The sequence below is a fragment of the Parapedobacter sp. genome, assembly GCF_035556095.1.
Lineage (GTDB): Bacteria > Bacteroidota > Bacteroidia > Sphingobacteriales > Sphingobacteriaceae > Parapedobacter.
The window spans coordinates 1-25,439 of sequence record NZ_DATMFT010000001.1 but is presented as its reverse complement, the minus strand read 5'-3'; the positions used below and the strand labels follow the sequence as shown (position 1 = coordinate 25,439).

At 48.9% G+C, this 25,439-nt stretch carries 24 protein-coding genes; 12 read left to right on the top strand and 12 right to left on the bottom strand.

Translation table 11 applies throughout. From position 1 onward, the window contains the following. Window positions 1–3,284: MBG domain-containing protein (locus VNQ80_RS00120; protein WP_325635101.1), on the top strand; the 3,284-nt coding region annotated here is incomplete at its 5' end. 20 nt (window positions 3,285–3,304) lie between these two features. After that, window positions 3,305–4,201, top strand: a complete 897-nt coding sequence (locus VNQ80_RS00115) for a PorP/SprF family type IX secretion system membrane protein (protein ID WP_325635100.1) — start codon at window positions 3,305–3,307, stop codon at window positions 4,199–4,201. On the opposite strand, the gene lgt is transcribed toward VNQ80_RS00115, so the two are convergent. The 5 genes from lgt to VNQ80_RS00090 form a co-directional block, all read right to left on the bottom strand. After that, window positions 4,168–5,022, bottom strand: a complete 855-nt coding sequence (gene lgt, locus VNQ80_RS00110; RefSeq protein ID WP_325635099.1) for a prolipoprotein diacylglyceryl transferase — start codon at window positions 5,020–5,022, stop codon at window positions 4,168–4,170. The genes VNQ80_RS00115 and lgt overlap by 34 nt on opposite strands. 359 nt (window positions 5,023–5,381) lie before the next feature. Beyond that, window positions 5,382–6,308 (bottom strand): 30S ribosomal protein S6--L-glutamate ligase, encoded by a 927-nt coding sequence (rimK, locus tag VNQ80_RS00105; RefSeq protein WP_325635098.1) that lies wholly within the window; start codon window positions 6,306–6,308, stop codon window positions 5,382–5,384. Window positions 6,309–6,332: 24 nt separating this feature from the next. Next, a complete protein-coding gene (locus VNQ80_RS00100) occupies window positions 6,333–6,779 on the bottom strand; it encodes an ATP-dependent zinc protease (RefSeq protein WP_325635096.1) in 447 nt (148 codons plus the stop codon). Continuing rightward, on the bottom strand, window positions 6,779–7,957 hold the full coding sequence (locus VNQ80_RS00095; RefSeq protein WP_325635094.1) for an AIR synthase related protein: 1,179 nt from the start codon (window positions 7,955–7,957) through the stop codon (window positions 6,779–6,781). The genes VNQ80_RS00100 and VNQ80_RS00095 overlap by 1 nt, the downstream gene beginning before the upstream one ends. 4 nt (window positions 7,958–7,961) lie before the next feature. Then, window positions 7,962–8,507 (bottom strand): OmpA family protein, encoded by a 546-nt coding sequence (locus VNQ80_RS00090; protein ID WP_325635092.1) that lies wholly within the window; start codon window positions 8,505–8,507, stop codon window positions 7,962–7,964. A 139-nt stretch (window positions 8,508–8,646) separates the two neighbouring features. On the opposite strand from VNQ80_RS00090, the gene VNQ80_RS00085 reads away from it, so the two are divergent. Then, on the top strand, window positions 8,647–9,750 hold the full coding sequence (locus VNQ80_RS00085) for a Gfo/Idh/MocA family oxidoreductase (protein ID WP_325635090.1): 1,104 nt from the start codon (window positions 8,647–8,649) through the stop codon (window positions 9,748–9,750). A 29-nt stretch (window positions 9,751–9,779) separates the two neighbouring features. Here the strand turns inward: VNQ80_RS00085 and VNQ80_RS00080 are convergent, their stop codons facing one another. Then, window positions 9,780–10,319, bottom strand: coding sequence for a hypothetical protein (locus VNQ80_RS00080; protein ID WP_325635088.1), 540 nt, complete (start codon window positions 10,317–10,319; stop codon window positions 9,780–9,782). Between the two features lie 25 nt (window positions 10,320–10,344). Then, complete coding sequence (locus VNQ80_RS00075) at window positions 10,345–11,325, bottom strand: GlxA family transcriptional regulator (RefSeq protein WP_325635085.1); 981 nt, start codon at window positions 11,323–11,325, stop codon at window positions 10,345–10,347. A gap of 218 nt (window positions 11,326–11,543) precedes the next feature. Here VNQ80_RS00075 and lepA point away from each other — a divergent pair, with 218 nt between their 5' ends. The 5 genes from lepA (at window position 11,544) to VNQ80_RS00050 (ending at window position 16,810) form a co-directional block, all read left to right on the top strand. Next, a complete protein-coding gene (gene lepA, locus VNQ80_RS00070) occupies window positions 11,544–13,334 on the top strand; it encodes a translation elongation factor 4 (RefSeq protein ID WP_325635083.1) in 1,791 nt (596 codons plus the stop codon). 81 nt (window positions 13,335–13,415) lie between these two features. Beyond that, the gene (locus VNQ80_RS00065; RefSeq protein ID WP_325635081.1) at window positions 13,416–14,294 is read left to right on the top strand and encodes a bifunctional 5,10-methylenetetrahydrofolate dehydrogenase/5,10-methenyltetrahydrofolate cyclohydrolase; all 879 of its coding nucleotides are present in this window, start codon (window positions 13,416–13,418) and stop codon (window positions 14,292–14,294) included. Between the two features lie 48 nt (window positions 14,295–14,342). After that, the gene (locus tag VNQ80_RS00060; protein ID WP_325635079.1) at window positions 14,343–14,753 is read left to right on the top strand and encodes a hypothetical protein; all 411 of its coding nucleotides are present in this window, start codon (window positions 14,343–14,345) and stop codon (window positions 14,751–14,753) included. 113 nt (window positions 14,754–14,866) lie between these two features. Further along, window positions 14,867–15,541 carry a response regulator transcription factor gene (locus VNQ80_RS00055; protein ID WP_325635077.1) on the top strand — a complete coding sequence of 225 codons (675 nt, stop codon included), beginning with the start codon at window positions 14,867–14,869 and terminating at the stop codon, window positions 15,539–15,541. Beyond that, window positions 15,542–16,810: a HAMP domain-containing sensor histidine kinase gene (locus VNQ80_RS00050; protein ID WP_325635075.1), complete on the top strand. Its 1,269-nt coding sequence runs from the start codon at window positions 15,542–15,544 to the stop codon at window positions 16,808–16,810. It abuts the gene before it with no gap. Here VNQ80_RS00050 and VNQ80_RS00045 read toward each other — a convergent pair. Continuing rightward, complete coding sequence (locus VNQ80_RS00045) at window positions 16,803–17,072, bottom strand: hypothetical protein (RefSeq protein WP_325635073.1); 270 nt, start codon at window positions 17,070–17,072, stop codon at window positions 16,803–16,805. The genes VNQ80_RS00050 and VNQ80_RS00045 overlap by 8 nt on opposite strands. A gap of 481 nt (window positions 17,073–17,553) precedes the next feature. On the opposite strand from VNQ80_RS00045, the gene VNQ80_RS00040 reads away from it, so the two are divergent. Together VNQ80_RS00040 and VNQ80_RS00035 are read left to right on the top strand one after the other, a co-directional pair. After that, a complete protein-coding gene (locus VNQ80_RS00040; protein WP_325635071.1) occupies window positions 17,554–20,859 on the top strand; it encodes a SusC/RagA family TonB-linked outer membrane protein in 3,306 nt (1,101 codons plus the stop codon). Window positions 20,860–20,872: 13 nt separating this feature from the next. Next, entirely contained in the window at window positions 20,873–22,339 is a 1,467-nt protein-coding gene (locus VNQ80_RS00035; RefSeq protein ID WP_325635069.1) for a SusD/RagB family nutrient-binding outer membrane lipoprotein, read from the top strand. Between the two features lie 319 nt (window positions 22,340–22,658). Here VNQ80_RS00035 and rplI read toward each other — a convergent pair whose 3' ends face one another. From rplI to rpsF, 3 genes are read right to left on the bottom strand one after another with little or no spacing between them, the layout of a single operon-like run. Continuing rightward, window positions 22,659–23,102, bottom strand: a complete 444-nt coding sequence (rplI, locus tag VNQ80_RS00030; RefSeq protein WP_325635067.1) for a 50S ribosomal protein L9 — start codon at window positions 23,100–23,102, stop codon at window positions 22,659–22,661. Window positions 23,103–23,115: 13 nt separating this feature from the next. Further along, entirely contained in the window at window positions 23,116–23,379 is a 264-nt protein-coding gene (gene rpsR, locus VNQ80_RS00025; RefSeq protein ID WP_262246340.1) for a 30S ribosomal protein S18, read from the bottom strand. Next, window positions 23,379–23,750, bottom strand: a complete 372-nt coding sequence (gene rpsF / locus VNQ80_RS00020) for a 30S ribosomal protein S6 (RefSeq protein ID WP_325635062.1) — start codon at window positions 23,748–23,750, stop codon at window positions 23,379–23,381. Before rpsF ends, rpsR begins: the two co-directional genes overlap by 1 nt. A 148-nt stretch (window positions 23,751–23,898) precedes the next feature. On the opposite strand from rpsF, the gene rplU reads away from it, so the two are divergent. Further along, window positions 23,899–24,210, top strand: coding sequence for a 50S ribosomal protein L21 (gene rplU, locus VNQ80_RS00015; protein WP_325635060.1), 312 nt, complete (start codon window positions 23,899–23,901; stop codon window positions 24,208–24,210). 49 nt (window positions 24,211–24,259) lie between these two features. Then, window positions 24,260–24,925: a 50S ribosomal protein L27 gene (rpmA, locus tag VNQ80_RS00010; RefSeq protein ID WP_325635058.1), complete on the top strand. Its 666-nt coding sequence runs from the start codon at window positions 24,260–24,262 to the stop codon at window positions 24,923–24,925. A gap of 56 nt (window positions 24,926–24,981) precedes the next feature. On the opposite strand, the gene VNQ80_RS00005 is transcribed toward rpmA, so the two are convergent. After that, window positions 24,982–25,439 (bottom strand): ATP-binding cassette domain-containing protein (locus VNQ80_RS00005; protein WP_325635056.1); only part of this gene is annotated, 458 nt, incomplete at its 5' end.

The following is a 25,439-nucleotide window of genomic DNA, read 5'->3' as shown; positions in this document are numbered from 1 at the left end:
CCGAAGCGACGATTGACGTACTTAAGGCCACGCCGTTGATCACGTGGCCCGACCCCGCCGCCATCACCTACGGCACGGCCCTGGGCGATACGCAACTGAACGCGGAAGCTGACGTTGATGGGCAATTGATCTATACCCCTGCGGCGGGCACGGTGCTGGAATCCGGCACCGGCCACCCGCTTGCGGTCGCATTCACACCGGAAGATACGGATAACTACGAATCGGTAACGGCGGAAGTAACAATCGATGTACGGAAGGCCACGCCGTTGATCACGTGGGCCGACCCAGCGGCCATCACGTACGGCACGGCCCTGGACGAAAAGCAACTAAACGCAACAGCCGATGTAGCCGGGCTGTTTACCTATTCCTCCGCAGCGGGCACGGTGCTGGAATCCGGCACCGGCCACCCGCTTACGGTCGCATTCACACCGGAAGATACGGACAACTACGAGCCGGTGACAGCCGAAGTGACCATCGATGTGTTAAAGGCAGCGCCCGTCATCACATGGACGAACCCAGCGGCCATCACCTACGGTACGGCTTTAGATGATACCCAATTGAACGCAACAGCCAATGTAGCTGGGCTGTTTACCTATTCCCCCGCGGCGGGCACGGTGCTGGAAGCTGGCACCGGCCACCCGCTTACGGTCACATTCACACCGGCCGATACGGACAACTACGAGCAGGTGACCGCCGAGGTAACGATAGACGTCAAGAAAGCCAAACCGGTGATCATGTGGGCCACGCCCGCAGCCATCACCTACGGCACGGCCCTGGACGATACGCAACTGAACGCGGAAGCTGACGTTGATGGGCAATTGACCTATGCCCCTGCGGCGGGCACGGTGCTGGAAGCCGGCACCGGCCACCCGCTCACGGTAACCTTCACGCCGGACGATACGGACAATTACGAGCCAGTTACGATTCACCAAGCATTGGTAGTACATCCCCGTCCAATCACGTTAACGGTTGAAGCACAAAGCAAGGTGTACGGTGACGACAACCCAACCAATTACCTATATTCGCTTGGTGAAGGCACTGTACTAGCAGCGACCGATAACCTCGGCGATATCGTTTCGAATACCGCCCGCGAAGTAGGTGAAGGTGCGGGGACTTACTCGGTCGTTCTTGAATTCGAGGGTGCTAAAGCAAGTAATTACGAAATCACTTTTGACGGTGATAACAATGCCTTTACGATCAGGCCAAAGCCCCTCACTGTATCGTTGAGCGCCGTTCCGGAAATCAGGAAAACCTATGATAGTGTGCCCTATGCCGAACTTTCAGCTGGAAACTATCTGTTGCACGGCGTGTTGGGGGATGATGACGTTTATGTTTCCGGTTCGGCAAGCTACGAACAAACGGAGGCTGGCGAAAATATTCCCGTGCGGGTTAAGGACTTTGTATTGCATGGAGCGGATGCCATTCATTACGTGGTAGAAACGGCAAGTGCTGAGACCGTTGGTCGCATCGTATGGGGAGCCATAGAGGCACCGACCAACCTTTCCGCCTCAGCGGGGGATAAGCAGGTCGCCCTAAACTGGCAATCACCGCCCGACAATGGACAGCCAGTAATGGAATACGTTATCCAGTTTTCACCTGACAATGGCCAGACTTGGGTAGTGGCCGACCAGATACCCGCTACGGTTACCCAAGCTGTGGTAATTGGCTTGCAGAATAATCGTCCTTATGATTTCCGCGTGGCTGCTGCGAATGACGCGGGCGCTGGCCCGTTCAGTGAAAGCGTTTCGGATGTCATACCCACTGCGCCTGTTCTCGATGAAGGGAAACTGCCTAATCCACCGCTAGGCGAAGCTGCGGTCATCACCAATGGTGAGGTAGAGACGGTAACACTCGAGGTTGTGGATTCGGAATATTTGAGGTTAAGCAGCGGAGATTTTGAGTTTAAGTTGGCCACAATAGGTGTCAACGGCAACCGGATATCTATTTCGGAAATAGATGCCATCATTCGCATGGTCCGTGGGACAAATACAAGTGTGTACGTTAGCGGCAGCGGTTTCGAACCAGGGACGGTAATTACGGTATATGTGTTTTCCGATCCGCAAGTGCTGGGATATATCGATGTGCGCCCGGATGGATCTTTTGAAGGCAGCTTGTTACTTCCAAACAACCTGGCGATCGGTAGGCACACTATCCAGGCAAACGGAATTGTTGCCGGCGGCGGGGTTGAGCGTTCCGTGTCACTAGGTATGCTGGTGGTAGCTAATAAGCCTCAAGACATTTATTTCGATACCTTGGGTGAAGTGTCTTATGGGCAAAATCCGATTTTATTGAATGCAACGAGCAGCAGCGGATTGGAGGTTACCTATGCCGTTACTGACCCCGAAGGGAAACCTACAGCACTCGCAACCATCGAGCATGGCAACGAACTGCATATCCACGGTGCCGGAGAGGTATTGGTCACGGCAACGCAATATGGCAACGAGGAATACGCGGCCACAGTGCCGGTTGCCCGTCCGCTCCACGTTTCGCGGGCGATGCTGGATGTTTCCGTTGCCGACGCGAGCCGTGTCTATGGCGAGGACGACCCCGTGTTTGAGTTATTGTATAGCGGTTTTGTAAACAACGACGATGTCTCATCATTGACACGCCAGCCTGAAGCGAGGAGTGAAGCTACATCGGCAAGCACGCCGGGAACGTACGCTGTTTCGATTGAAGGGGGCATATCGGATAATTACCTGTTCAGGTACCATGCAGCTACCTTGACCATTATGAAGGCCCATCAGGTCATAAACTTCAACGCGCCTACCGCGGAAATAAATCGAACCATCGGTAGCATCCCGTTGGACGTTGCCGCAACCAGTGGGCTTCCGGTTACCCTAGCGGTGGATAATACGTTGGCCGCCACGTTGACGGGAACCACCCTCAATATCCATCGTTTGGGCACTGTCCAAATCACTGCGACACAGGCGGGCGATTCGAATTACCTGCCGGCGGATCCGGTTACGGTAACAGTACGCATTGTCGATGCATCGGTCGATTTTCCCGTCCGTGTACACAAAGCCGTGTCGCCAAATGGTGATGGAATCAACGAATGGTTAATTATAGAAGGTATCCGCGATTACCCGGAGAACCGGGTTACCGTAGTGAATCGCAATGGCACAGTATTATGGGAGGCTAGCGGCTATGACAACGACAAAGTCGCATTCCGCGGCATCAGCACCGGTCAGTTGAAACTACCTGCAGGCACCTATTTTTATATTGTTGAAGTGAAAGTCCATGGGAAATGGGAACATCAAATGGGATATTTCGTCTCGCGGTATTAGCGAACAAGAGAGGGGCTAATATGAAACGTAATCTATTGATAACGGCGGTGGCGATACTAGGAGTATCCATTACCGCATCCGGTCAACACGCGTTGACCCATACTCAGCATGGCGCGTTGCGTACGGTGATGAACCCCGCGTCGAGTTTGATGCACATGGATGGTGAAGTGAATGTAGTGGGTAGGCGCCAATGGCTGGGTATGGAGGGCGCCCCACAGGTTTTCTGGGGCAGCGGGCATCTGGGGATTCAGCATTTCGGTGCCACAGCAGGATTCCAAGTGCGGCACGAAAGCCTCGCCCTGGAGCGCCTCACCGAAGCAAGTGCATTCTTCGCAAAGCGCGTCCGCATCTCAGCGATAGAATACGTAGGGCTGTCGCTCAATGCGGGCATCGGCTACCTCGATGGACGCTTTTCCCAGTTGGATCCGATGGACCCCGCATTCAGGGAGGATGTTAAGGAGACCGACGCACTGATCGGTTTCGGTGTGATGCTTTATCGGCCGAACCGCTATTATGTTGGACTTTCGCTTCCGCGGTTAATGCTAGGCAGTCTGGGGGTCGGTAGTGAGCACCGCTATAACTTCCGCAATCAGTACCATTTGACCGCCGGAGCGCTATTCGCGTTGAGCACGGATTTTCAGTTCCGCCCCTCGTTATTGGTAACTTATGCAGACAACCTGAGACCACAGGTAGATATCTCGGCACTGGTTTTCATCAAAGACGTATTCGGAATCGGAATGAACCTACGGAGCTATGGTGACATCGCAGCTATGGCACAAGTTAACTTCGGTGGGGTAGGCTTGGGTTATTCCTACCAGTTCAATCCGAGCGACGAACCATTGAACCGGCGCATCGGAAACAACACGCACGAGATTGGAATCAACTACCGTTTTGGAGGTGTCTCCGATTTGTTATAACTCCCTTTGTGCGGCCTGAGTAGCAGGTATATGCCCAACGCAACAAAGGGAAGGCTTAGCAACTGGCCCATATTATACCTCATTCCCTCCTCAAATGCTTCCTGATTCTCTTTCAAAAATTCCAACGCAAACCGGGCACCAAAAAGGAGTATCAAGAATATACCGAAAAGAAAGCCGGGCTTGAGTTGTGGCTTGCGGTGGTAAATATTCCACAAGATAATGAAGATGATGATGTAGCATATCGCCTCGTACAGTTGGGCGGGGTGGCGGGGTATTGTATCCACGCGTTCAAATACGACGGCCCAAGGGAGGTCCGACGGCAAACCAATAATTTCGGAATTGAAGAAATTACCGATGCGCACGAATGCACCCGCTAAGGGGATGACGATGACCAGCCGGTCCGTAATCCAAAGGAAGCCGGTTTTCGTTTTGCGGCAGAAGAGAAAAATACCGGCCAATATGCCGAGTGCGCCGCCGTGGCTGGCCAACCCATGGAATCCAGTGAGCATGAAGTTGCCGTTGGCATCAAAGGTATACGGCAATATCATTTCCAAAGGGTGGTCTTTATAGTAGTCAAATTCGTAGAACAAGCAGTGGCCCAGCCGAGCACCAAGCAATGTACCCACGAAAATATAGATGCTTAGCTGATCCAGTAACTCCTGCGACTTATTTTCGCGCTTGAAAATGCGAAGCATCAGAATGTAGCTACTGATGAAAGCTAACAAGAAGCACAAGGTATAATACCGGACTTCAAAGCTGCCAATACTAAAAATCTCTGGACTGGTATTCCAATGGATTGCACCTAATATACTGTCTATCATGGTTATGATATGTTTAGGTCGGTAAATATAGTGTTATCCCTCGACAATCGCCAATCAACCTTGAAATAGTCGGGCCAAGTACCGGTTAGCAGGTAATCCGTGACTTACTAGCCGCCATTCAGTTCACTACCTATTTCTTAAGTAAATAAGATAAATTTAGGATACAAATAAACTACAGCTACTACGCTATTAAGTATAATATTCGATTATATATGCTATTTTCATCGTATTAAATACGATAAAAATACGATAGATTTACGATGAAAATACGATAAAATACACTATAAAGTACGATACTATATCAGCTGTTTTAAATAGCTAATAGGAAAACAGGGACGTGAGAGTGACCTGACGTTTAGCTACAGTTTCTGCCCTGCTTTCACTTTCCGCTCTTTCTTTGCCTGCTGTTTGAGGATATATTCCTTTTCGAGGAAAGCGATGATGGTGCCGGCAATATCTTTGTTGGTCGCCTTTTCGATGCCCTCTAATCCGGGCGATGAGTTGACCTCAAGCACCAGCGGTCCGCGATCTGAGGGCAGCATGTCCACGCCGCAAACGGTAAGTCCTAGTTCCCTTGCTGCACGGATGGCGGTTTCGCGTTCTGCTTTGTTCAATTTCATCACCTCGGCGGTACCTCCACGGTGTAGATTAGACCGGAATTCGCCCTCTTTGGCGGTGCGGCGCATGGCACCTACCACCTTGCCGTCTACCACAAATGCACGGATATCCGTACCACGCGACTCCTTGATGTATTCCTGTATGAGGATGTTGTTGCCCAGCCCATAGAATGCTTCGATGACCGATGATGCAGCCTTTTTGGTTTCGGCTAGAACGACTCCAATGCCTTGTGTACCTTCGAGCAGTTTGATGACCAGCGGTGGGCCACCCACCATTTTAATCAGGTCGTCCACGTCGTGCGTGCGCCGTGCGAAACCGGTAATGGGCATGCCAAGGCCAGCGCCGGAGAGGATTTGCATGCAGCGAAGCTTGTCGCGTGAGCGGGTAATGGCTTGGCTGGGATTGGCTGATATCACGCCCATCACTTCAAACTGTCGCACGATGGCTGATCCATAGAAGGTAACGGAGGCACCGATGCGCGGAATGATCGCATCGATATCCGTGAGGTGCTGACCTTTGTAATGGATGCTGGGTTGCCCTTGGCGAATACCCACATAGCATTGGCCATGGTCGATCACGACGCATTCGTGGCCGCGCGACACGGCGGCATCCACCAGCCTGCGTGTGGAATACAGGCTTTTGATTGTCGATAATACTGCTATTTTCACGTGTGCTATATAACTTGCTTTCGCTTATTCCTTATGGCTAATGGCTTTGCCGGATAAATTTGACCGCGATACGTCTACAATGAATTTCTTGCGGAGGAAACTGCGGCCGAGCAGCATTGGAAATTCCATGCCCGACCGGTCGCGCAACGAAATTTCAATAGGGTGCGGCTCACCGAAGAGGGAAACGGTCGTATTGATAATGTACCGGTTTTCTTCCTGCCCAAACGAATTCTTTATCTTCCGTTCGCTATGAAATGGTAGGGTATAGGTGCCGGAGGGCGGCAGGCGATGACCGTCCAACGGTCGGAATTCGACAAATTGTTTACGTCCTTTTTTTATCAATTGGATATGGCTACAGTGTAATACGGATGTCCGTGCACCGGTGTCTACTTTCGCCGGCACGCCGTAGATGTCTAAATCGGGCAAGTCGACGACCTCTTTCCAACCGATGGTTTTGGGCTTATTTGCCATTAATAATAATGATATTCGCCAACTTGCGATTTTACGGTAACCTGCTTGGTAGGAGCAGCTTCTACGCGACCGATGACCTGTGCGGCGATGCCGAATCCACCTGCAATGCGGATAATGTCGGCTGCTATGGTCTCCGGTACATAGAGCTCCATGCGGTGCCCCATGTTGAATACTTTATACATCTCCTGCCAGTCCGTACCCGATTCTTCTTGGATGAGCCGGAAGAGGGGGGGGATGTCGAACAGGTTATCTTTAATTATATGGAGGTTATCGATGAAGTGCAAGACCTTGGTTTGGGCACCTCCGCTGCAATGCACCATCCCGTGTATCTGCGGGCGGTAATTGTCGAGTACCTGCTTAACGACGGGGGCGTATGTGCGGGTGGGGGAGAGCACCAACTTACCCACGGTAGTCGAGCCGTGGCCGGGGATTTCGATGGTGTCCGTAAGCCCCTTGCTGCCGGCGAATACCAGTTCGTAGGGTACCGCGGGGTCGTAGCTTTCGGGAAACCGCTCTGCGATGGTTTTGTTGAATACATCGTGCCGTGCGGAGGTCAGCCCATTGGAACCCATACCCCCGTTATAAGCTTGTTCGTAGGTAGCTTGGCCGTACGAAGCTAGCCCAACGATGACGTCGCCTGCTTCTATGCGGTGGTTTGAAACCACGTCGGCGCGTTTCATCCGGCAAGTAACGGTGCTGTCTACGATGATGGTTCGTACGAGGTCGCCTACATCGGCGGTTTCCCCACCGGTAGCATGGATATCGATACCTAGTTTGCGGAGTTCGGCCAAAATTTCTTCGGTGCCGTTAATAATGGAAGCGATAACCTCACCGGGGATGAGGTTCTTGTTGCGGCCAATGGTGGAGGACAGCAGGATGTTATCGGTGGCACCCACGCAAAGTAAATCATCGAGGTTCATCACAACCGCGTCCTGGGCGATACCTCGCCACACGGAATGGTCACCCGTTTCTTTCCAGTACACATAGGCGAGCGATGACTTGGTTCCTGCACCGTCTGCGTGCATAATGTTGCACCACGTATCGTCATCCCCTAATATATCGGGTATGATTTTGCAGAAGGCGCTCGGAAACAATCCCTTATCGAGGTCTTTTATGGCATTGTGAACGTCTTCTTTGCCAGCGGATACGCCACGCTGGTTATATTTCAGTTCTGACATCCCCTCAATTCACGTGCTTGATTTCTACCCTTCGATTCTGTGCGCGCCCGGTTTCAGTGTCGTTCGATGCGGTTGGCCGTGTAGCTCCGTAGCCCTTTACGGTGAGGTTATCTGCCGGGATGCCCGAATTGACGAGGTAAAGCTTCACGGCGTTGGCACGGTCGATAGATAGTTCCATGTTATATTCGGCAGTACCTTCGATAGAGGCGTGGCCGTCAATGATGAACTTCGCTTTGGTGTCTTTGCGCATTTCCCTGGAAATGTGGTCGAGAATGGCATAGGAGTTTGTTTTCAATACGTGCGAGTCGTATTCGAACTGGATGTTTCTGAAGTCGTAGTTTGGCGGCGTTTGGGCGACAGGTTCGACGGTTTTCGGGGCCTCTTTTGGCGCCTCCTTAGGTGTTTCCGAAACCACGCGCTCAGGAGTAGTTTCCCGTTCCACTACCTCCGCAGCCGGTTGCAAAACCACCTGTTTCGGCTTGCAGCTTTGAGTTGAGATGGCCGATGCACTTATGCAGGCCGCTAGTACGCAATAATTTATGGTTTTCATATGCAATAATTTTGCTGGTGTAAACATAGGAAATATCTATTAAATTATCTGGCTAAGTAGGTTTTAACTCCGTTTTTTTTGCCTATACTTGGTACTTCATATGAGCTTATTTTTTAAAACCATTCACAGTTGCCTGAAGATGAATACAATGATGGTGCCAACCTGTGGCGTTCCCGGTCTACTTTTGATGCTACTGACCTTGTTTTTTAACCATGTATCGGCGAGAGAGCGTTTGCAAGTGGCGGTGGCTGGATTGAGCCATGATCATGTAAACACCTTGCTAAATGCCTATCAACAGGAGGCTGTGGAGATTTTGGGCATTGCAGAATCCGACCAAGCATTGGTGGTACACTACCAGGAGCGGTATAAACTGGATGACGTATTGTTTTTCAAAACCGTGGACGATATGCTACAAACGATACGGCCTGACATCGTGCTGGCGTACAATGCGATTTCGGAACATGTGGATGCGGCGGAGGTATGTTTGCCTTTGGGAATACCATTGATGGTGGAGAAGCCGTTGGCCGCGACGAACGAGCACGCGAGGCGGATAGCCGAATTGGCCACCAAATACCGTACGCAGGTGTTCACGAATTATGAAACGACGTGGTATGGAAGTAACCAAACCTTAAAGCGAATGGTAGACGGGGGAGAAGTCGGTAAGTTGAAGAAAATTATGGTAAAAGATGGGCACCAGGGTCCGAGGGAAATCGGTTGCAGTGAGGCTTTCCTGAGTTGGCTCACCGATCCGGAAAAAAATGGTGGTGGCGCATTGATTGATTTCGGATGCTACGGTGCTAACCTAATGACCTGGCTGATGAATGGGGAGCGCCCAATTGCGGTGACGGCGGTGACTAGGCAGCTGAAACCAGCACTATATCCCATGGTGGATGATGACGCTACGATCATTCTTGAATACCGAGGGGGTACCACGGGTATTATCCAAGCGTCTTGGGACTGGCCTTATAGCATCAAGGATTTGACTGTATATGGTGAGAAAACGTCGTTACACGCGGTCGATGCGAACACGTTGGTGCTCCATTCCAGTCCCAAGGAGCAGGTCGATATTCCGCTGGTGAAAGGGTATTTCGATGGGCATCTTTCCTACCTGCAAGCTGTATTGCAGGGGGATGTGAACGACCATATGGATTTATCGTCGCTCGCCAACAACCTGATTGTCGTAGAGATTTTACATGCCGCGAGGGAATCTGCGAAACGCGGTGAACGCATTTTATTGCATTGACGTGCAGGGTGCAAGCGCCGCGCGATGGCTTATTCGATGCGGCTGGTTAATAATGCGTCGCACCATTGTTGGTATAGTGCTGCCGTAAGTTGTTCCTCAGGGATGGCCAATTCGACGGTATGAAATGCGGTCGGACCTTCGGCAACGTAGGTAAGCAGGGTGGTGGATCCGCAAGGGCTATCCAGCAACTTGGTTGATTTAATCGCATAAAGAATGGCTGTACGACCTTCCTCCACTTTTTTGTCAACCACTTCCAGCGCCGCATCGGGGCAGCCGGCCTTCTCGTACGTCCATTTTTCCTCCGGCGTGCCTTCGGCTTTCATGGGGTAATATCGTCGGTCTATGGTAGTAACCGTGACCTGTTTTACGGCCGCATTATCGGCCTTGCTACCCCTTATGGTATAGGCTGTGCCACGAATGCCCTTGGTATCTTTCGGTATTTTCTTGCTTTTCCAACGGTATTCGGCAGGTAAATCAAACACGATTTTTTCCTCGCCGGGTTTAATCTGAGCGTGGGCCGTAGACATAAAGAACGCTGTTATGGCGAAGCATATCACTATCCGTATCATCTCTTTTTCAGTTTCGCTTAATCATTTATATAATCGGGTCGAACCGCATGGCAAATTTATCCCGGTAGGCCTTCGGCGTCATGCCTGTATTGTCTTTAAACAATTGCCTGAAGTTTTTCATGTCGTTGTATCCTGCGGATAACATGATTTCGAGCAACCCTTTTTCCGTGTTTTCAAGCAGTTTTTTGGCGGCTTCTATCTTGGTGCGCTGCAAGTATCGTATAGGGGTCATCCCTGTGGCCTGTTTAAAGCGTCTTACCAGATTTCGCCTGCTCGCTGGGATATCCACGATGGCTTCTTCCAAGCTTCTGATTGCACTGAATTCGGTTTTTATTTTCTGTTGCAGCTGCAACACCAATTCATCGTCGTGCGCCTCTGCTGGAGCGAAATGACCGAAATAGGATTGGTTTTCGCGGTCCATATCAATGGAAAATAATTTGGCCAAGCGAACGGCCATTTCCCGTCCGCAGTGTTTTTGTATGAGCGCCAGCATGAGGTGGAAACCGCTTGTGGCGCCACCGCTGGTATAGATATTGGCGTCGTGCGTCACCACGGCATCCCGAGTTAGCCGGATTCTCGGGAAACAGGCGGCCAGTTTATCGGCTGCGTCTACGTGGGTGGTGGCCGGCCGGTCGTCGAGTAGCCCCGAAGCCCCCAGCAGGAAGGCGCCGGTACAATTGCTGGCTAATGTGGCTCCACGCGCATATTGCTCATGGAGCCAAGGGAAAAAACAGTTGTTTTCCGTCACCGTTTGGGCCAGGTCTACTGACCCGAAAGCGGGTACGAAGATCAGGTCGTAGTACTGTCCGTTTGTAATTGACCCATACGGGATGTGGCTGATGTCGTCGGGAAGTGCCTTGGTTGCCGTTGTGCCGACGAAAGTAATCTGGTACTGGTTGGGTTTTCCGTCTTCCCGCAGGAGTCGATTGGCCGTTTCGAAAACATCGACGATGGCCGCCAGGCTCAGCAGTCTGTACTTACTCGTTAAAATAATAGCCAATTGCATGGTACTTGCTTTGTTCTTACTATGTCAAACTTAGATAAAATATTGATATTTTTTGTTTGTTTTTTTGGTATCAATGAAATAGCCAGTACACATCCTGCCAAAAACCTATGTTTCCGCCCATAGTAGGCTAGCGCTTTATGGCAGGCGGAGAGATCGATAAATTTTCTTTATGTGCATAAAGGAAATTTATCTAAGTTTGCCGCTTGAAGTCGATTTGTATGCAGCACATCCGCAATTTCTGTATCATTGCGCACATAGACCACGGAAAGAGTACCTTGGCTGATCGCTTATTGGAGTATACGAACACCATCACCCAACGGCAGGCACAGGCCCAACTGCTGGATAACATGGATCTGGAGCGTGAGCGGGGCATCACCATTAAGAGTCACGCCATCCAGATGAACTACGTCAAGGATGGTCAGGAGTATGTGTTGAACCTCATCGATACGCCCGGGCACGTGGATTTCTCATACGAGGTTTCGCGCTCTATCGCCGCCTGCGAAGGAGCGTTGCTGATCGTCGATGCTTCCCAGGGTATCCAGGCCCAAACGATATCCAACTTGTATCTAGCTATTGAGCACGACCTCGAAATCATTCCCGTGCTGAATAAGATGGATTTGCCAGGAGCAATGCCCGAGGAAGTAAAAGACCAGATCGTCGATCTGATCGGTGGTAAGCGGGAAGACATCATTCCCGCATCGGGTAAGACCGGGCTGGGAGTGCTGGATATCCTCAGTGCCATTGTAGAACGCGTGCCGCCGCCGGTCGGTGATCCGGAAGCACCGCTGCAGGCGTTGATATTCGATTCCGTCTTCAATTCCTTTCGCGGCATCATGGCTTACTTCAAGGTGGAGAATGGCGAAATCCGGAAGGGCGACAAGGTGAAGTTCATTGCCACCGGTAAAGAATATATCGCCGATGAGATCGGCACGTTGAAGCTCACCCAGGTACCGAAGGAAATTATCCGCACGGGCGACGTGGGTTACATCATTTCCGGCATCAAGGAAGCACGCGAGGTAAAAGTGGGCGATACGATTACCCACACGGGCCGCCCGAGCAGGGATGCCATCAAGGGTTTTGAAGAGGTTAAACCGATGGTATTTGCAGGCATCTACCCGGTAGATACGGAGGACTTCGAAGAACTACGTGAGAGCATGCACCGCCTGCAACTCAACGATGCATCGCTGGTTTTCGAGCCTGAATCTTCGGCAGCACTTGGATTTGGATTCCGCTGTGGTTTCCTCGGGATGCTGCATATGGAGATCATCCAAGAGCGGTTGGAGCGCGAGTTTGATATGACCGTGATTACCACCGTTCCGAACGTATCGTATAAGGCTTACCTCACCAAGAGCCACGAGGAAGTGATTGTACATAACCCCTCGGACCTACCCGACCCGAGTAAGTTGGAGTTTGTCGAAGAACCTTATATTAAGGCGAATATCATCACGAAAGCCGAATTTGTGGGGCCGGTGATGTCATTATGTATTCAGAAGCGCGGGATCATCGTGAACCAATCGTACCTTACAGCCGACCGGGTGGAGCTGGTATTTGAGATGCCGATGGGCGAGATTGTCTTCGATTTTTACGATAAATTGAAAACGATCTCCAAGGGATACGCATCGTTTGATTATCATCAAATTGGCTATCGCCAGTCGGATTTGGTCAAGTTGGACATTCGCTTGAACGGTGAGCCGGTTGATGCGCTGTCATCGCTCATCCACCGGAGCAATTCGTACGACTTTGGAAAGAAAATATGCGAAAAATTAAAAGAACTGTTGCCCCGGCAACAGTTTGAGATAGCCATCCAAGCATCGATCGGCGCAAAAATCATTGCCCGTGAGAATATCCGTGCGTTGCGCAAGGACGTAACGGCAAAGTGTTACGGTGGTGACATCTCACGGAAGCGTAAGCTGTTGGAAAAACAAAAGAAAGGAAAAAAACGCATGCGCCAAGTGGGTAATGTGGAGATTCCGCAGTCGGCATTCATGGCTGTGTTGAAATTAGATTAATAGACACTAGACAATAGACACTAGATTGTTGCCGGAGGGTTTTCTGTTGTCTAGCGTCTGTTGTCTGTAATCTTGAATAATATGCAACTACTCGACGGAAAGCTGGTATCAGCGAAAATTAAAGAAGACATCAAGCGCGAAGCGGCAGCATTTCTAACATCGGCTGGTCGAAGACCGCATTTGGTTGCCATTTTGGTGGGCAGCGATGGCGCGAGTGAGACGTACGTTGCCAGTAAAATGCGCAATTGCGAGTTGGTCGGCTTCGAATCGACCAATATCCATTACGACGAAAGCATTACGGAGGCAGAGTTGATTGCGAAAATTAGGGAACTCAATGCGGACCATGGAGTAGACGGACTTATTGTACAGCTACCGTTGCCGAAGCATATCGATCCCGAGCGCGTCACCGAAGCCATCGATTACCGAAAAGATGTGGATGGTTTCCATCCGATAAACCTTGGCCGGATGCAACGCAATTTGCCCTGTTTTATCCCGGCAACCCCTTATGGTGTTTTGTTGATGTTGGATCATTATGGTATCGATACCACCGGTAAGCATGCGGTGGTAGTGGGACGAAGCAATATCGTGGGTAGCCCCATGAGCATCCTATTAGCCCGCAATACCACACCGGGCAACTGTACGGTAACACTAACCCACAGCCGAACGAAGAATATTAAGGAAGAGGTGCTTCGGGCGGATATTGTGGTGGCAGCTATCGGGAAAAAGCATTTCATCACAGCGGATATGGTTAAAGAGGGTGCTATTGTTATCGACGTCGGCATCAACCGCGAAACTAGCAGTGTCACCAAATCGGGCTATAAATTATATGGAGACGTTGATTTCGAGCATGTTGCCCCGAAATCTTCGTGGATTACGCCCGTTCCGGGCGGGGTGGGCCTAATGACCATCGTGGGCCTGTTGAAGAATACGTTGGAAGCAGCCAAGGGGAGCGTGTATTGATTTTGGTACAACTATTGCCCTTAATGGCTCGTTTAAAATTTAATAGAGATGAACAAAATAACACAGATCGCATTGTTTGTTGGCGCACTGACTTTTGCCGCTTGCAATAACCAAACGGATGGTGAAGACCATCATCATGGCCATGACCACGCGGAGCATGATCACAGCCACGGCGGCCATGACCATACAGTAGGCGAGCGGGTGGATGCAGCATTGGACAGCTTGGAACGAGCTGGTGACGAGATTGGCGCGAAAGCAGAGCAGGTGGGCGAAGAAACCAAGTCTACTTTCCAAGAAGCTAAAGAAGGTGTAAAGGCGGGCATAAAAAATGCAAAGGAAGAAGTAAAGGACGCATCGAAGGCAGTAGCGAAAGATGTGAAGAACGCCACCAAAAAAGTAGGTGCGGAAGTGAGCGAAGCTGCTAAAGACGTGAAGAATGATTTGAAAAAGAAGGACTAACGACAACTCAGGTTGTCTGAAGCCCATTTGACGGATGTCTTATGGGCTTTTTTTGGGCTTCAGCTTTTTTACAGATTTTCGCGGTATCTTTGTTTTTCAAAAATTACCTGGAAATGAAGTTGCTTATTGTTGAAGATGAAAAAGGGTTACGCGATAACATCGCCCAATTCCTGAATAAGGAACAATATATTGTAGAGGTTGCCCCTGATTTCCAAACCGCCACGGAAAAAATATCCCTTTACGATTACGACTGTATTTTGCTCGATGTCGGGCTGCCCGATGGCAATGGCCTTAACCTTCTTAGGACACTGAAATCCAAGCAGAAACGTGATAATGTAATCGTCATTTCCGCCAAAGACTCTTTGGATGATAAACTTGAAGGACTTGAACTTGGTGCTGATGATTACCTGACGAAGCCGTTCCATCTGGCCGAACTCAATGCCCGGATCAAGGCCGTGATACGACGCAAGGCACTGGGCGGAGGCAATGTCGTGCGACTGAACAACATGGAGTTGGACTTCGACGCGCGTATGTTAAGTGTGGCCGGTACGGATGTCCACCTCAACCGCAAAGAATTCGATATCCTCTCGTTCTTTGTGGTCAATAAAAACCGACTCATCTACAAATCAGCGTTGGCCGAGCACGTATGGGGCGACCACATGGATAATGCGGATAATTTCGACTTCATTTACTCCCAGATAAAGAACCTCCGAAAGAAGCTCAAAAGTCATGGTGCCAACCTGGAGATTCAGGCCATATACGGGGTGGGCTATAAGCTGACCGTATAGATGAAGCTGCTCAACCATACCTTGCTCTACCTCTCGGCTTCCTTGATTTTCATCTTGAGTATCTGGGCGGTGGTCTTTTATTTCAGTATGATGGATGAGGTGTACGACAGCATTGATGATGGACTCGAAAACTATAAGATGCTGATCATCAAAAAGGCCACCCGCGATTCTACCCTCCTTCACAAGCACCGGTTTGATGAGAGCAATTATGCCATTCGCCCGATTCCCCGCGAGTTGGCCCTCCGGGCGACCGAAGACTTCCGCGATACGTCCATGTATATGGAATATGAAGAGGATTACGAGGTGGTACGTATGCTCACAACCTATTTCTCTACCGCAGATGAGCAATATTATGAATTGAAAATCATCACCTCCATGGTGGAAGGTGAGGACTTGGTCGGCGATCTGCTCCATGCCTTGTTGTGGCTGTATGTGGCCGTGATTGCGAGTGCATTTATCATCAATAACCGGGTACTCCGTAAAATCTGGCGCCCGTTTTACCAGTTGCAGCACGAACTGCGGGCATTTAAGTTGGGTGTGGATAAAACGTTCAATCCGCCGCAGACGAAGGTAACCGAGTTTCGGGATATGAATGATACCGTTGCAGAGCTGCTGAAGGCAAATATTACTGTTTTCCAGCAACAGAAGCAATTCATCGAGAACGCTTCGCACGAGCTACAAACCCCTTTGGCGATTGCCATCAACAAACTCGAATTGCTGCTTGAGCAGTCGCGGGGTGACGACGCCCAACAGTTAGCAAACGCTATCCATTACTTGGAGCGGATGACACGACTCAATAAATCATTGTTGCTGCTTTCCAAGATTGAAAACAGGCAATTTGCTGCCAGCGAGCAGCTAGACTTCAATGCGCGTTTGCGGCAGCAGGTCGACGATTTTTCCGAACTACTCCATTACCGCGATATCGATGTTGAGATTGTCGAGAAGGCCCCATTGAAACGGGCTTTCAATGCCGATTTGGCCGATGTATTGATTACGAATTTATTGAAAAATGCGATTGTCCATAACCATGAAGGCGGGCGCATCCGCATCGTGATTATGGACGGTGGCTTCGAAATAGCGAATACTGGGTCTGCAAAACCATTGGATACCGAAAAAATGTTCGCGCGTTTTTACCGGGCCTCGGAGAGCTCCACCTCCACTGGCCTTGGTTTAGCAGTGGCCAAGGCCATCGCCCAATTGCACCGTGCCAATTTGGCTTATCGGTACGAAGGGGAACTGCATTGCTTTACGTTCCGGCTGTCTAGTTAATATAGTCGTTGTCGTCTTGATTTAGTGGTTTGTTTACTTCAAATGAAGGGTCATTGGTTTCGGGCTCCTCATGAAGTTTCTTTTTTGGCCTGCCAGCCAAAAAACCCACCACGGCTCCTATAAAGAACATCGTGCCCAGCACGGCCAGTTTTGGAACGGATCGTGTGCCGAATATCCAGAAATCGACTTCGTCCATGTTTTTCATGAGGATAACCGTAACCAGCACGGTCAATACGATGATGGAAATGGTTTTTGCACGCATGGCTTTTCTTTAACGTTTTACCACCAAAGTAACAAAATCTTTATCTAAACTGCCTGATAATCTTAACATTTTTTAACTTTTTTCGAATTAATAATTTGGTTATATGACTAAACATTGTACTTTTGCAGGAGCGATAGAATTAGTCACACATAAAGCACTGTTTTAAGCACGCATTGATTGGTATTCTTTCCCGGATTTATTTGCAAATAAATCATTTACCTGATGAATCGTTTTGATTTAATGGGAATGTTGAACACTTACTTGTACCATTCTTGCGACTTAAAATTGTTGCACTTGCATCTATGAAGGTGAAGGCGATGTACGGAAAGAAGTTAATGGTTCCCGAATCACTAACAACATCGATTAAGGTGTCGTTCCAGTTAGGATTTTATTCACTTATTATTAAGCCCGGCGAGTAGATTGCTGCGGTTATTTTTCTTACTATTCTCAATTTTTATTTTTTAACCAAATTCACAAACACATGAAACAAAAATTACTATGTTTCTTTATGCTGGGGGTACTGCTGATTGGATCAGCATATGCCCAAGACAGGAGAATCAGTGGTAGCGTAACCGCTGAGTCGGACGGGTACCCGTTATCTGGTGTGTCTGTTGTCGTCACAGGGACGACTGCCGGAACGGCAACAGATGACAACGGTGCGTACTCCATCGTCGTTCCCTCTGGAAGCCAATCGCTGACATTCAGTATGTTGGGGTATATTTCACAAACGGTAACCATTGGAGCAAACAACACGGTCAACATACAACTCGCGTCCGATGCTTCGGAGCTTTCTGAAGTTGTCGTTACTGCATTGGGTGTACGGAGAGAGAAAAAATCGTTAGGGTACGCTACGCAGGATGTAAGCGCGGATGATTTGACCGCCAACACCAATCAGAACCTAATCAATAACCTTTCTGGTCGGGTTGCGGGCGCACAGGTCACCAGCGCTAGTGGTGCGGTTGGTTCGAGTTCTCGGTTGGTTTTGCGGGGGAATAACTCCTTCGGTAACAACCAACCTTTGTATGTAATCGACGGTGTGCCGATTGACAATTCTGCCTCCAATGTGGCAAGCGGTTCGACAAGCTTGACGACAAGTGCTGTTGACTTCGGTAGCGGGATTCAAGATTTGGACCCGAACAATATTGCGTCCATAAACGTGTTGAAAGGTGCTAACGCTGCTGCCCTTTACGGATCGCGTGCGGCAAACGGCGTAATCATTATCACGACAAAAGGCGGGACCGGAGAACAAGGAATTGGCGTGACCTATTCCGGTGGATTTTCATTTGAAAACCCATATATCCTTCCGAAATTCCAAAATAAATACGGACAAGGTAACTTAGGTAGCGAATATTATTATAAGCTCGCCGGTAGCCCCGGTACCTATGCGGAATGGGCGCCCCTAAACGGCTTCAGCTATGTAGACGGAGCCGGTGGAGGTGTAAAAGATGGTTATGACGAAAGTTGGGGACCTCGATTGGACATAGGCTTGATGATTCCCCAATTCAATAGTCCGCTTGATGCCAATGGAAATCGTATCCCTACGCCGTGGGTATCACATCCCAATAATGTAAGAGACTATTTTAACACCGGTTATACGTTAGATAATAACGTTGCGTTCACTTCTAATTCTGAAAAAGGAAGCACCAGGTTTTCTTACACCAACCAAACGCAATACGGTACCGTTCCGAATACGGATCAAAAACGGAATACGATACAAGTCTCCACAACCCAACACCTGACCAGTAAATTGAACGTAGAAGCATTGATGAATTATGTGCGGATTGACAATGACAACCTGGTAGGACAAGGGTACAACTCCTTCAATCCGATGAATAGTATCGGTAGCTGGTTTGGTCGTCAGGTAGATATGGCAGACCTGAAAGCAAATCAGAATGAAACATTTGAGAACGGCGCGCCCTATAACTGGATAAGCGTTTACCACGACAATCCATTCGCGCTGGTAAATTCCATATTTTCGCAACCGCGTGTAAAAGACCGTGTTTTTGGTTACGCACTGGGATCATATACCTTTAATCCGTGGATTAAGGCCCAAATCCGTGTAGGAAACGATGTTTCTTTTGAAAATCGCCAGGAAAGAACATCGAATCGCCAAATCGATATGTATAGAAGTGGTGCGAATGGTAACTTCAAGCAACTGGAGATGTATCGCAATGAGTTGAACGCTGATCTTCTGCTGACGGGTTCGGGCGATTTGGGACAGGACTTCAACCTGAGTTACACTGCAGGTGGAAACATTCGTGATAATAAGTATAAATATACCATTGTCTATGCGGAAGATCTTACCGTTCCGGACATTTACAACATTACCAACGTAAATGGAAATCCGCAGGCCACCAACCGTTTTGAACATAAACAAGTTCATTCGCTGTTTGGACAGGCTTCATTGGGATACAAAGGATGGTTGTATCTTGATGTTACTGGACGGAACGACTGGAGCAGTTCATTGCCCCAAGGTAATTGGTCTTACTTCTATCCGTCGGCAAGCTTGAGCTGGGTTTTCACCGATGCATTGGGCATGAGCAATTCCTTTTTGAATTACGGTAAGTTAAGAGGTGGATGGGCTCAGGTAGGTAACGATACCAATCCTTACCAGACCCTAGCAACGTTCTTAGCTGTCAATCCTGCTTTTGGTGGAATTCCTTTGTATCGTGTTGATCCACAATTGCCACCGTTGAATCTTCTTCCTGAGAAAGTAAGTAGCACCGAGATTGGCTTGGAACTGGCGGCATTTGACAGCCGTCTTCGTTTGGACGCGACATACTATGATAAAATCACGTCTAACCAGATTATGGCAGTAGACCTCGCCCGGTTTGGTGGGGCGAGTAACATCATGATCAATGCAGGCGAAATTCAAAACAATGGCGTTGAAATCCAGTTAGGTGGTACGCCGGTAAGAAATGAAAATTTCAGCTGGGATATCGACGTCAACTGGGCACTGAATCGGAATAAGGTGAATGAGCTTTATACTGATCCGGTAACCGGAAATAAACTTCAAACCTATCCCATTGGTACGTCTTGGGGTGTGAATATTCAGGCAGTCCCTGGCGAGCCGTTCGGGCTAATCCGCGGCGCAAAGTACAGAAGGAATGATGACGGCGCGTTGATCGTGAATCCGGAGACGTTTGATGAAGACGGCGAGCGCATGCCAAGCAGCGGCCTGTTGCAATTTGAGAGTCAGCAAGTGATTGGTAATATTACCCCTGATTGGGTTGGTGGTATAAACAATACATTCCGTTACAAAGATCTGACATTGAGCTTCTTGTTGGACTTCCGCCAAGGTGGTGACTTTTACAGTGTAACGGATATGTTCGGTGCATATACCGGTGTGCTTGAATACACAGCCGAAGGAAGTCTTCGGGAAAACGGTGTTGTTATAGGTCGCGATGTATTGCAGGATTTTGACGTTGTTCTTCCGGACGGTACACCGAATGATATTGTAATTTCTGCGCAGGATTTCTTTACTAGTACCGCTTACAACGGTGGAGGAACCGAGTTGTCGATTATAGATGGAAGCTATATCAAATTGCGTAATATTAACTTGGTTTACCAACTCCCCAATAGCTTAGTCCAACGACATTCTTGGCTAAAAGGAGCAAGTGTTTCGTTATTTGCGAATAATGTTGCTCTGCTTTATACCCATAAAAGCAACCGTGCCAACGTGGATCCTGAAACGGCGTTCGGAGTTGGCAACGCTGGTCTAGGAATTGAGACTTATCAAATCCCTTCGAATAGAAGTGTAGGCCTTAAATTAAATGTTGCATTTTAATAGCTTAACCATCATGAAAACAAAGAATATAAAATATAGTCTCGGACTTGGACTGGCAGCCTTGGCTTTTGCTGCCTGTACAAAGAACTTCGAGGAGATAAATACGAACCCCAATAGTCCAACGGACGCACCGATGACGAATGTACTTGCGTTCGGTATCCAGGATTATGCCGCTGGCTTCTTCGATGTGTGGGGGGATATGAACGAACCGTCGACGTATGCCGGCCATCTGGCCAAGATTCAATATATTGATGAGGCACAGTACGTTTTTCGCCCTAATACGGTAGAGAATTTGTGGACCCAGGCTTCTCGCGAATTGAAGAACCTGGAAATCGTCGTCGGTAGGGCTGCCGAGGAAGGTGCTACTAATATGCAGGCGGCGGCCCTTACCGTGCAAAGCATGATTTGGCAAACAACGACCGACCGGTGGAGGGACGTACCCTTTTTTGACGCGCTTAAGGCAGACGAGGGTGTGATTACCCCAGAATACTCTACGCAGGAAGAAATTTATCCGGAGTTGTTGAACCGGTTAAAAACCGCAGCTGAGTTGTTCAATGAAGAAGGGATAGACGATCTTGGTACTGGGGATTTGATTTATGGTGGCGATACCGAAAATTGGAAGCGCTTTGCGAACTCACTTCGCCTACGCGTAGCCATCCGCATAAGCGATGTTAACCCTGAGTTGGCTAAGCAACATATTGAGGAAATATTGGGTGACCAAGGTACGTACCCGATTATCGAGGAAAATAGTCAAAACGCATTGCTTTGGTGGCCCGGCGACCTCCCTTACTTCGAGCCATGGGCCAGCGACCAGTTCGACCCTAGTAATGCGCGTGACGATCACGCAGTTAGTAATATCTTGGTTAATCAATTGAAATCATTGGACGACCCGCGTCTCGCGGTTTACGCAAAGAAGGCAACCGCAGATGGTGAATATCGGGGTGCAGCAATAGGACCGAATGATCTGGTTCCCGCTGAATTGACCATGTACTCGCGGATAGGGGCAAAATTCCGGGATGACCGCGCTGGCTTCACGCCCTTTATGCGTGCATCAGAGGTGAAGTTCATTATTGCTGAGGCCGCTGCCAAAGGTTTTACGACAGGAACGAGTGCACAAGTTGCCTATGAAGAAGGGGTGGAGTTGTCATTGGCAGAAAATGGAATCACTGACGCTGACGCTTATTTAAGCGGTCCGGCAGCTTGGAGCGGAGATATTTCCGATATTTACCTTCAGAAATGGATTGCACTGTTTAAAAATGGCAATGAGGCTTGGGCTGAAACAAGACGGACTGATGTGCCCGCATTGTCTCCTGCAACCGGTACCCCTTACTCCGGTCACAACAGGCCGCCATTCCGTTACCCTTACCCGAACACCGAGACGAACCTGAACGGCCAAAATAGCGCCGCATTTGTCGCTGAGGTGGAAGATAGTTTTTGGGGTAAACAAATGTGGTGGGATATAAGAACCGGTGTTAATTAAAGTAATTTAAGAAGGAGTTGATTCGTCTTAGCACGTAGTTATACATATTGACTCTACTAAAAAAGGCTGCTCCAATATATTTTGGAGCAGCTTTTTTTGTTTAGTACTTTTTTGTTTCCGGATGACGCCAAAACCGGGGCTATGTGCGACAGACAGGTTATTGTTTTTTCCGAAAATCAGCCAATATACGGCAGTAGTTGAAATTCGTTAAAAAGCAAAAAAGGGAAAGTGGTTCGCTATATTTCCGCAAATCGGGCACAAAAAAAGGATGCCTATTAAGACATCCTCGTTGTTATCGTATTGTAGCGCCAGCCAGCCGTTACTCCGAGATGACCTCGAAAGGTACCTGCACTTTTACTTCCTTGTGCAGGTTGAGGTTAGCTACGTATTCACCCAGCACTTTGGGTTCTTCTTCGAACGTAATGCGACGGCGATCTACATCAAATCCTTGCTTTTTGAGCGCATCAGCTATTTGGATGCTGTTTACCGATCCGAAAATCTTGCCGCTTTCGCCGGCTTTGGCACCGATGGTCAATTTCAAGCCTTCAAGCTTAGCTGCCAATTCGCTGGCATCTTTCTTGATTTTCTCTTGCTTGAACTGCGCTTGGCGGATATTTTCTGCCAATACCTTCTTTGCCGATGGGGTAGCCAATTCAGCAAATCCTTTCGGGATGAGGTAATTGCGGCCATATCCGGGCTTTACAGTTACGACGTCGTCCTTTTCGCCCAGTTTCTTGATGTCTTGCTTTAAAATTATCTCCATGACGTTTACCTCCCTATTTTAATGAATCAGCAACATAAGGCAACAGGCCGATGTGGCGTGCGCGCTTAACCGCCTGGGCTACCTTCCGTTGGAATTTCAACGATGTACCCGTAAGCCGGCGCGGCAATACCTTGCCTTGGTCGTTCACAAACTTCAGCAGGAAGTTCGCATCTTTATAATCGATGTATTTGATACCGTTTTTCTTGAAGCGGCAGTATTTCTTGCGTGTGTCCTCCACCTTGGGAGCGGTCACGTATTGGATTTGTTCTTTTGCCATTAGTTTGCTACCTCCTCAGTTTTGGGTGTTTCGGCCTTTTTGTTGAACGCACCACTGCGCTTTTTCTCGTTGTAAGCAAGGGCGTGCTTGTCCAGCTTTATCGTCAGGAAACGCATTACCCGCTCATCGCGCTTGTATTCAATTTCCAGTTTGCTGATTAGTTCACCGGGAGCCTTGAATTCGATGAGGTGATAGAATCCGGTTGTTTTTTTCTCAATCGGATACGCTAATTTTTTCAAACCCCAATTGTCTTCATGGACAATTTCGGCTCCGCCTTCGTTGAGGATGTTCTTGAATTTGGCAATGGCCTCTTTCGATACTTCCTCAGAAAGCAACGGGGTAAGAATGATAACGGTTTCGTACTGTTGCATACTTTCCTTTAAAAATCTAAAATTAATAAACACTGTTCCGTTCTAAAACGGGTTGCAAATTTATGCATAAAGTTTTTGATATCAAAACAAAACTCCTATCTTTGCGCTTCGAATTTTAAGAGATAATTTATTTATTAATTCATTAACAATGTACGCAATAGTAAATATAGCCGGACAGCAATTCAAGGTTGCAAAAGACCAGCAGCTCTTTGTACATCGTCTGCAAGGAGATGAGGGCGCTAGTATTGAATTTGACAATGTATTGTTAGCAGAAGATGGTGGAAAATTCTCGGTGGGTACGCCTACGGTGAAAGGTGCCAAGGTTTCGGCTAAGATTTTGTCGCATTTAAAAGGTGATAAGGTAATCGTTTTCAAGAAAAAACGCCGCAAGGGGTACAAAAAGAAGAACGGACACCGCCAGCAATTCACCAAGATCGAAATCACTGGTATCGCATTATAAACCGGATTGTTTAACTGGGCGGTAGCCCACCACAAATAAGAGATAAGACATGGCACATAAAAAAGGTGCGGGTAGTTCGAAGAACGGCCGTGAGTCACATAGCAAACGTTTAGGTGTGAAAATATTCGGCGGCCAGCGGGCCATTGCCGGTAATATCATCGTTCGCCAACGGGGTACGCAACACCACCCCGATGTGAACGTGGGTATGGGCAAAGACCATACATTGTTTGCGCTCATCGATGGCAAGGTTGTATTCCGCAAGAAAGCCAACAACAAATCATTTGTTTCGGTATTGCCGTTTGAGGAAGAAACTGTGGTTGCGGCCAAACCAAAAGCTGCTACCAAAACAGAAAAGCCCGTAGCGAAAAAGGCTGCCAAGGAAACAGCGCCTGCTGTAGCTGAAAGCAAGCCGGTGGAAAAGAAAGAAAAAGCGGCGCCTAAAAAGGCAGTGAAAACCAAAGCGGACGACCTGACGGTTATCGAAGGGGTCGGCCCCAAAATTGCCGAAGTGCTCGTAGCAGCAGGCTTGGCTGATTTTGCCAGCGTAGCGGCTAAATCTGCGGAAGAGCTGAAAGCAACGTTGGTAGAAGCCGGTGATCAATTCAATACAGCTGTAACCGATACGTGGCCAGCCCAAGCAAAACTTGCATCCGAAGGTAAGTTTGACGAATTGAAGAAATGGCAAGACGAACTTGATGGCGGTAAGGAAGCCTAATCGCTAATTCATAAAAGTTAAGGGAACCACCAGTCAGATGCGGCTGGTGGTTTTTTTTATACCGCTTCTTCCAGCAATTGCTTTTCGTAGAGTTCGTGGTAGCTACCGCCCATTGCCAGCAATTCCTCGTGATTGCCCTGCTCAATTACCCTGCCCTGGTCTAGCACCAGGATGTGATCAGCATTTTTGATGGTGGAAACGCGGTGGGCAATGAAGATGGCGCTTTTGCCGGCCATGGCCACGCTGAGGTTCCGGAGGATTTCTTCTTCGGTTCTGGTGTCTACCGCTGATAGGCAATCGTCGAAAATCAGAATTTGTGGCTTTTTGATGAGTGCCCGAGCGATTGAAACGCGTTGTTTCTGGCCACCGGACAGCGTGATGCCCCGTTCGCCAATGGTGGTTTCAAAGCCCTTTTCGAATGCGGCAATATTATGATACACAGCGGCTTGACGTGCAGCGTTTTCCACCGCATCGCTATCGACCGTGTCTAGCCCGAACGCGATGTTGTTGCCGA

Bases quoted from the DNA above. Each gene is read 5' to 3' on its own strand.
- VNQ80_RS00115 (WP_325635100.1), top strand. From the start codon at position 3,305: ATGAAACGTAATCTATTGATAACGGCGGTGGCGATACTAGGAGTATCC.
- lgt (WP_325635099.1), bottom strand. From the start codon at position 5,022: ATGATAGACAGTATATTAGGTGCAATCCATTGGAATACCAGTCCAGAG.
- VNQ80_RS00100 (WP_325635096.1), bottom strand. From the start codon at position 6,779: ATGGCAAATAAGCCCAAAACCATCGGTTGGAAAGAGGTCGTCGACTTG.
- VNQ80_RS00095 (WP_325635094.1), bottom strand. From the start codon at position 7,957: ATGTCAGAACTGAAATATAACCAGCGTGGCGTATCCGCTGGCAAAGAA.
- VNQ80_RS00090 (WP_325635092.1), bottom strand. From the start codon at position 8,507: ATGAAAACCATAAATTATTGCGTACTAGCGGCCTGCATAAGTGCATCG.
- VNQ80_RS00085 (WP_325635090.1), top strand. From the start codon at position 8,647: ATGAATACAATGATGGTGCCAACCTGTGGCGTTCCCGGTCTACTTTTG.
- VNQ80_RS00080 (WP_325635088.1), bottom strand. From the start codon at position 10,319: ATGATACGGATAGTGATATGCTTCGCCATAACAGCGTTCTTTATGTCT.
- VNQ80_RS00075 (WP_325635085.1), bottom strand. From the start codon at position 11,325: ATGCAATTGGCTATTATTTTAACGAGTAAGTACAGACTGCTGAGCCTG.
- lepA (WP_325635083.1), top strand. From the start codon at position 11,544: ATGCAGCACATCCGCAATTTCTGTATCATTGCGCACATAGACCACGGA.
- VNQ80_RS00065 (WP_325635081.1), top strand. From the start codon at position 13,416: ATGCAACTACTCGACGGAAAGCTGGTATCAGCGAAAATTAAAGAAGAC.
- VNQ80_RS00060 (WP_325635079.1), top strand. From the start codon at position 14,343: ATGAACAAAATAACACAGATCGCATTGTTTGTTGGCGCACTGACTTTT.
- VNQ80_RS00055 (WP_325635077.1), top strand. From the start codon at position 14,867: ATGAAGTTGCTTATTGTTGAAGATGAAAAAGGGTTACGCGATAACATC.
- VNQ80_RS00050 (WP_325635075.1), top strand. From the start codon at position 15,542: ATGAAGCTGCTCAACCATACCTTGCTCTACCTCTCGGCTTCCTTGATT.
- VNQ80_RS00045 (WP_325635073.1), bottom strand. From the start codon at position 17,072: ATGCGTGCAAAAACCATTTCCATCATCGTATTGACCGTGCTGGTTACG.
- VNQ80_RS00040 (WP_325635071.1), top strand. From the start codon at position 17,554: ATGAAACAAAAATTACTATGTTTCTTTATGCTGGGGGTACTGCTGATT.
- VNQ80_RS00035 (WP_325635069.1), top strand. From the start codon at position 20,873: ATGAAAACAAAGAATATAAAATATAGTCTCGGACTTGGACTGGCAGCC.
- rplI (WP_325635067.1), bottom strand. From the start codon at position 23,102: ATGGAGATAATTTTAAAGCAAGACATCAAGAAACTGGGCGAAAAGGAC.
- rpsR (WP_262246340.1), bottom strand. From the start codon at position 23,379: ATGGCAAAAGAACAAATCCAATACGTGACCGCTCCCAAGGTGGAGGAC.
- rpsF (WP_325635062.1), bottom strand. From the start codon at position 23,750: ATGCAACAGTACGAAACCGTTATCATTCTTACCCCGTTGCTTTCTGAG.
- rplU (WP_325635060.1), top strand. From the start codon at position 23,899: ATGTACGCAATAGTAAATATAGCCGGACAGCAATTCAAGGTTGCAAAA.
- rpmA (WP_325635058.1), top strand. From the start codon at position 24,260: ATGGCACATAAAAAAGGTGCGGGTAGTTCGAAGAACGGCCGTGAGTCA.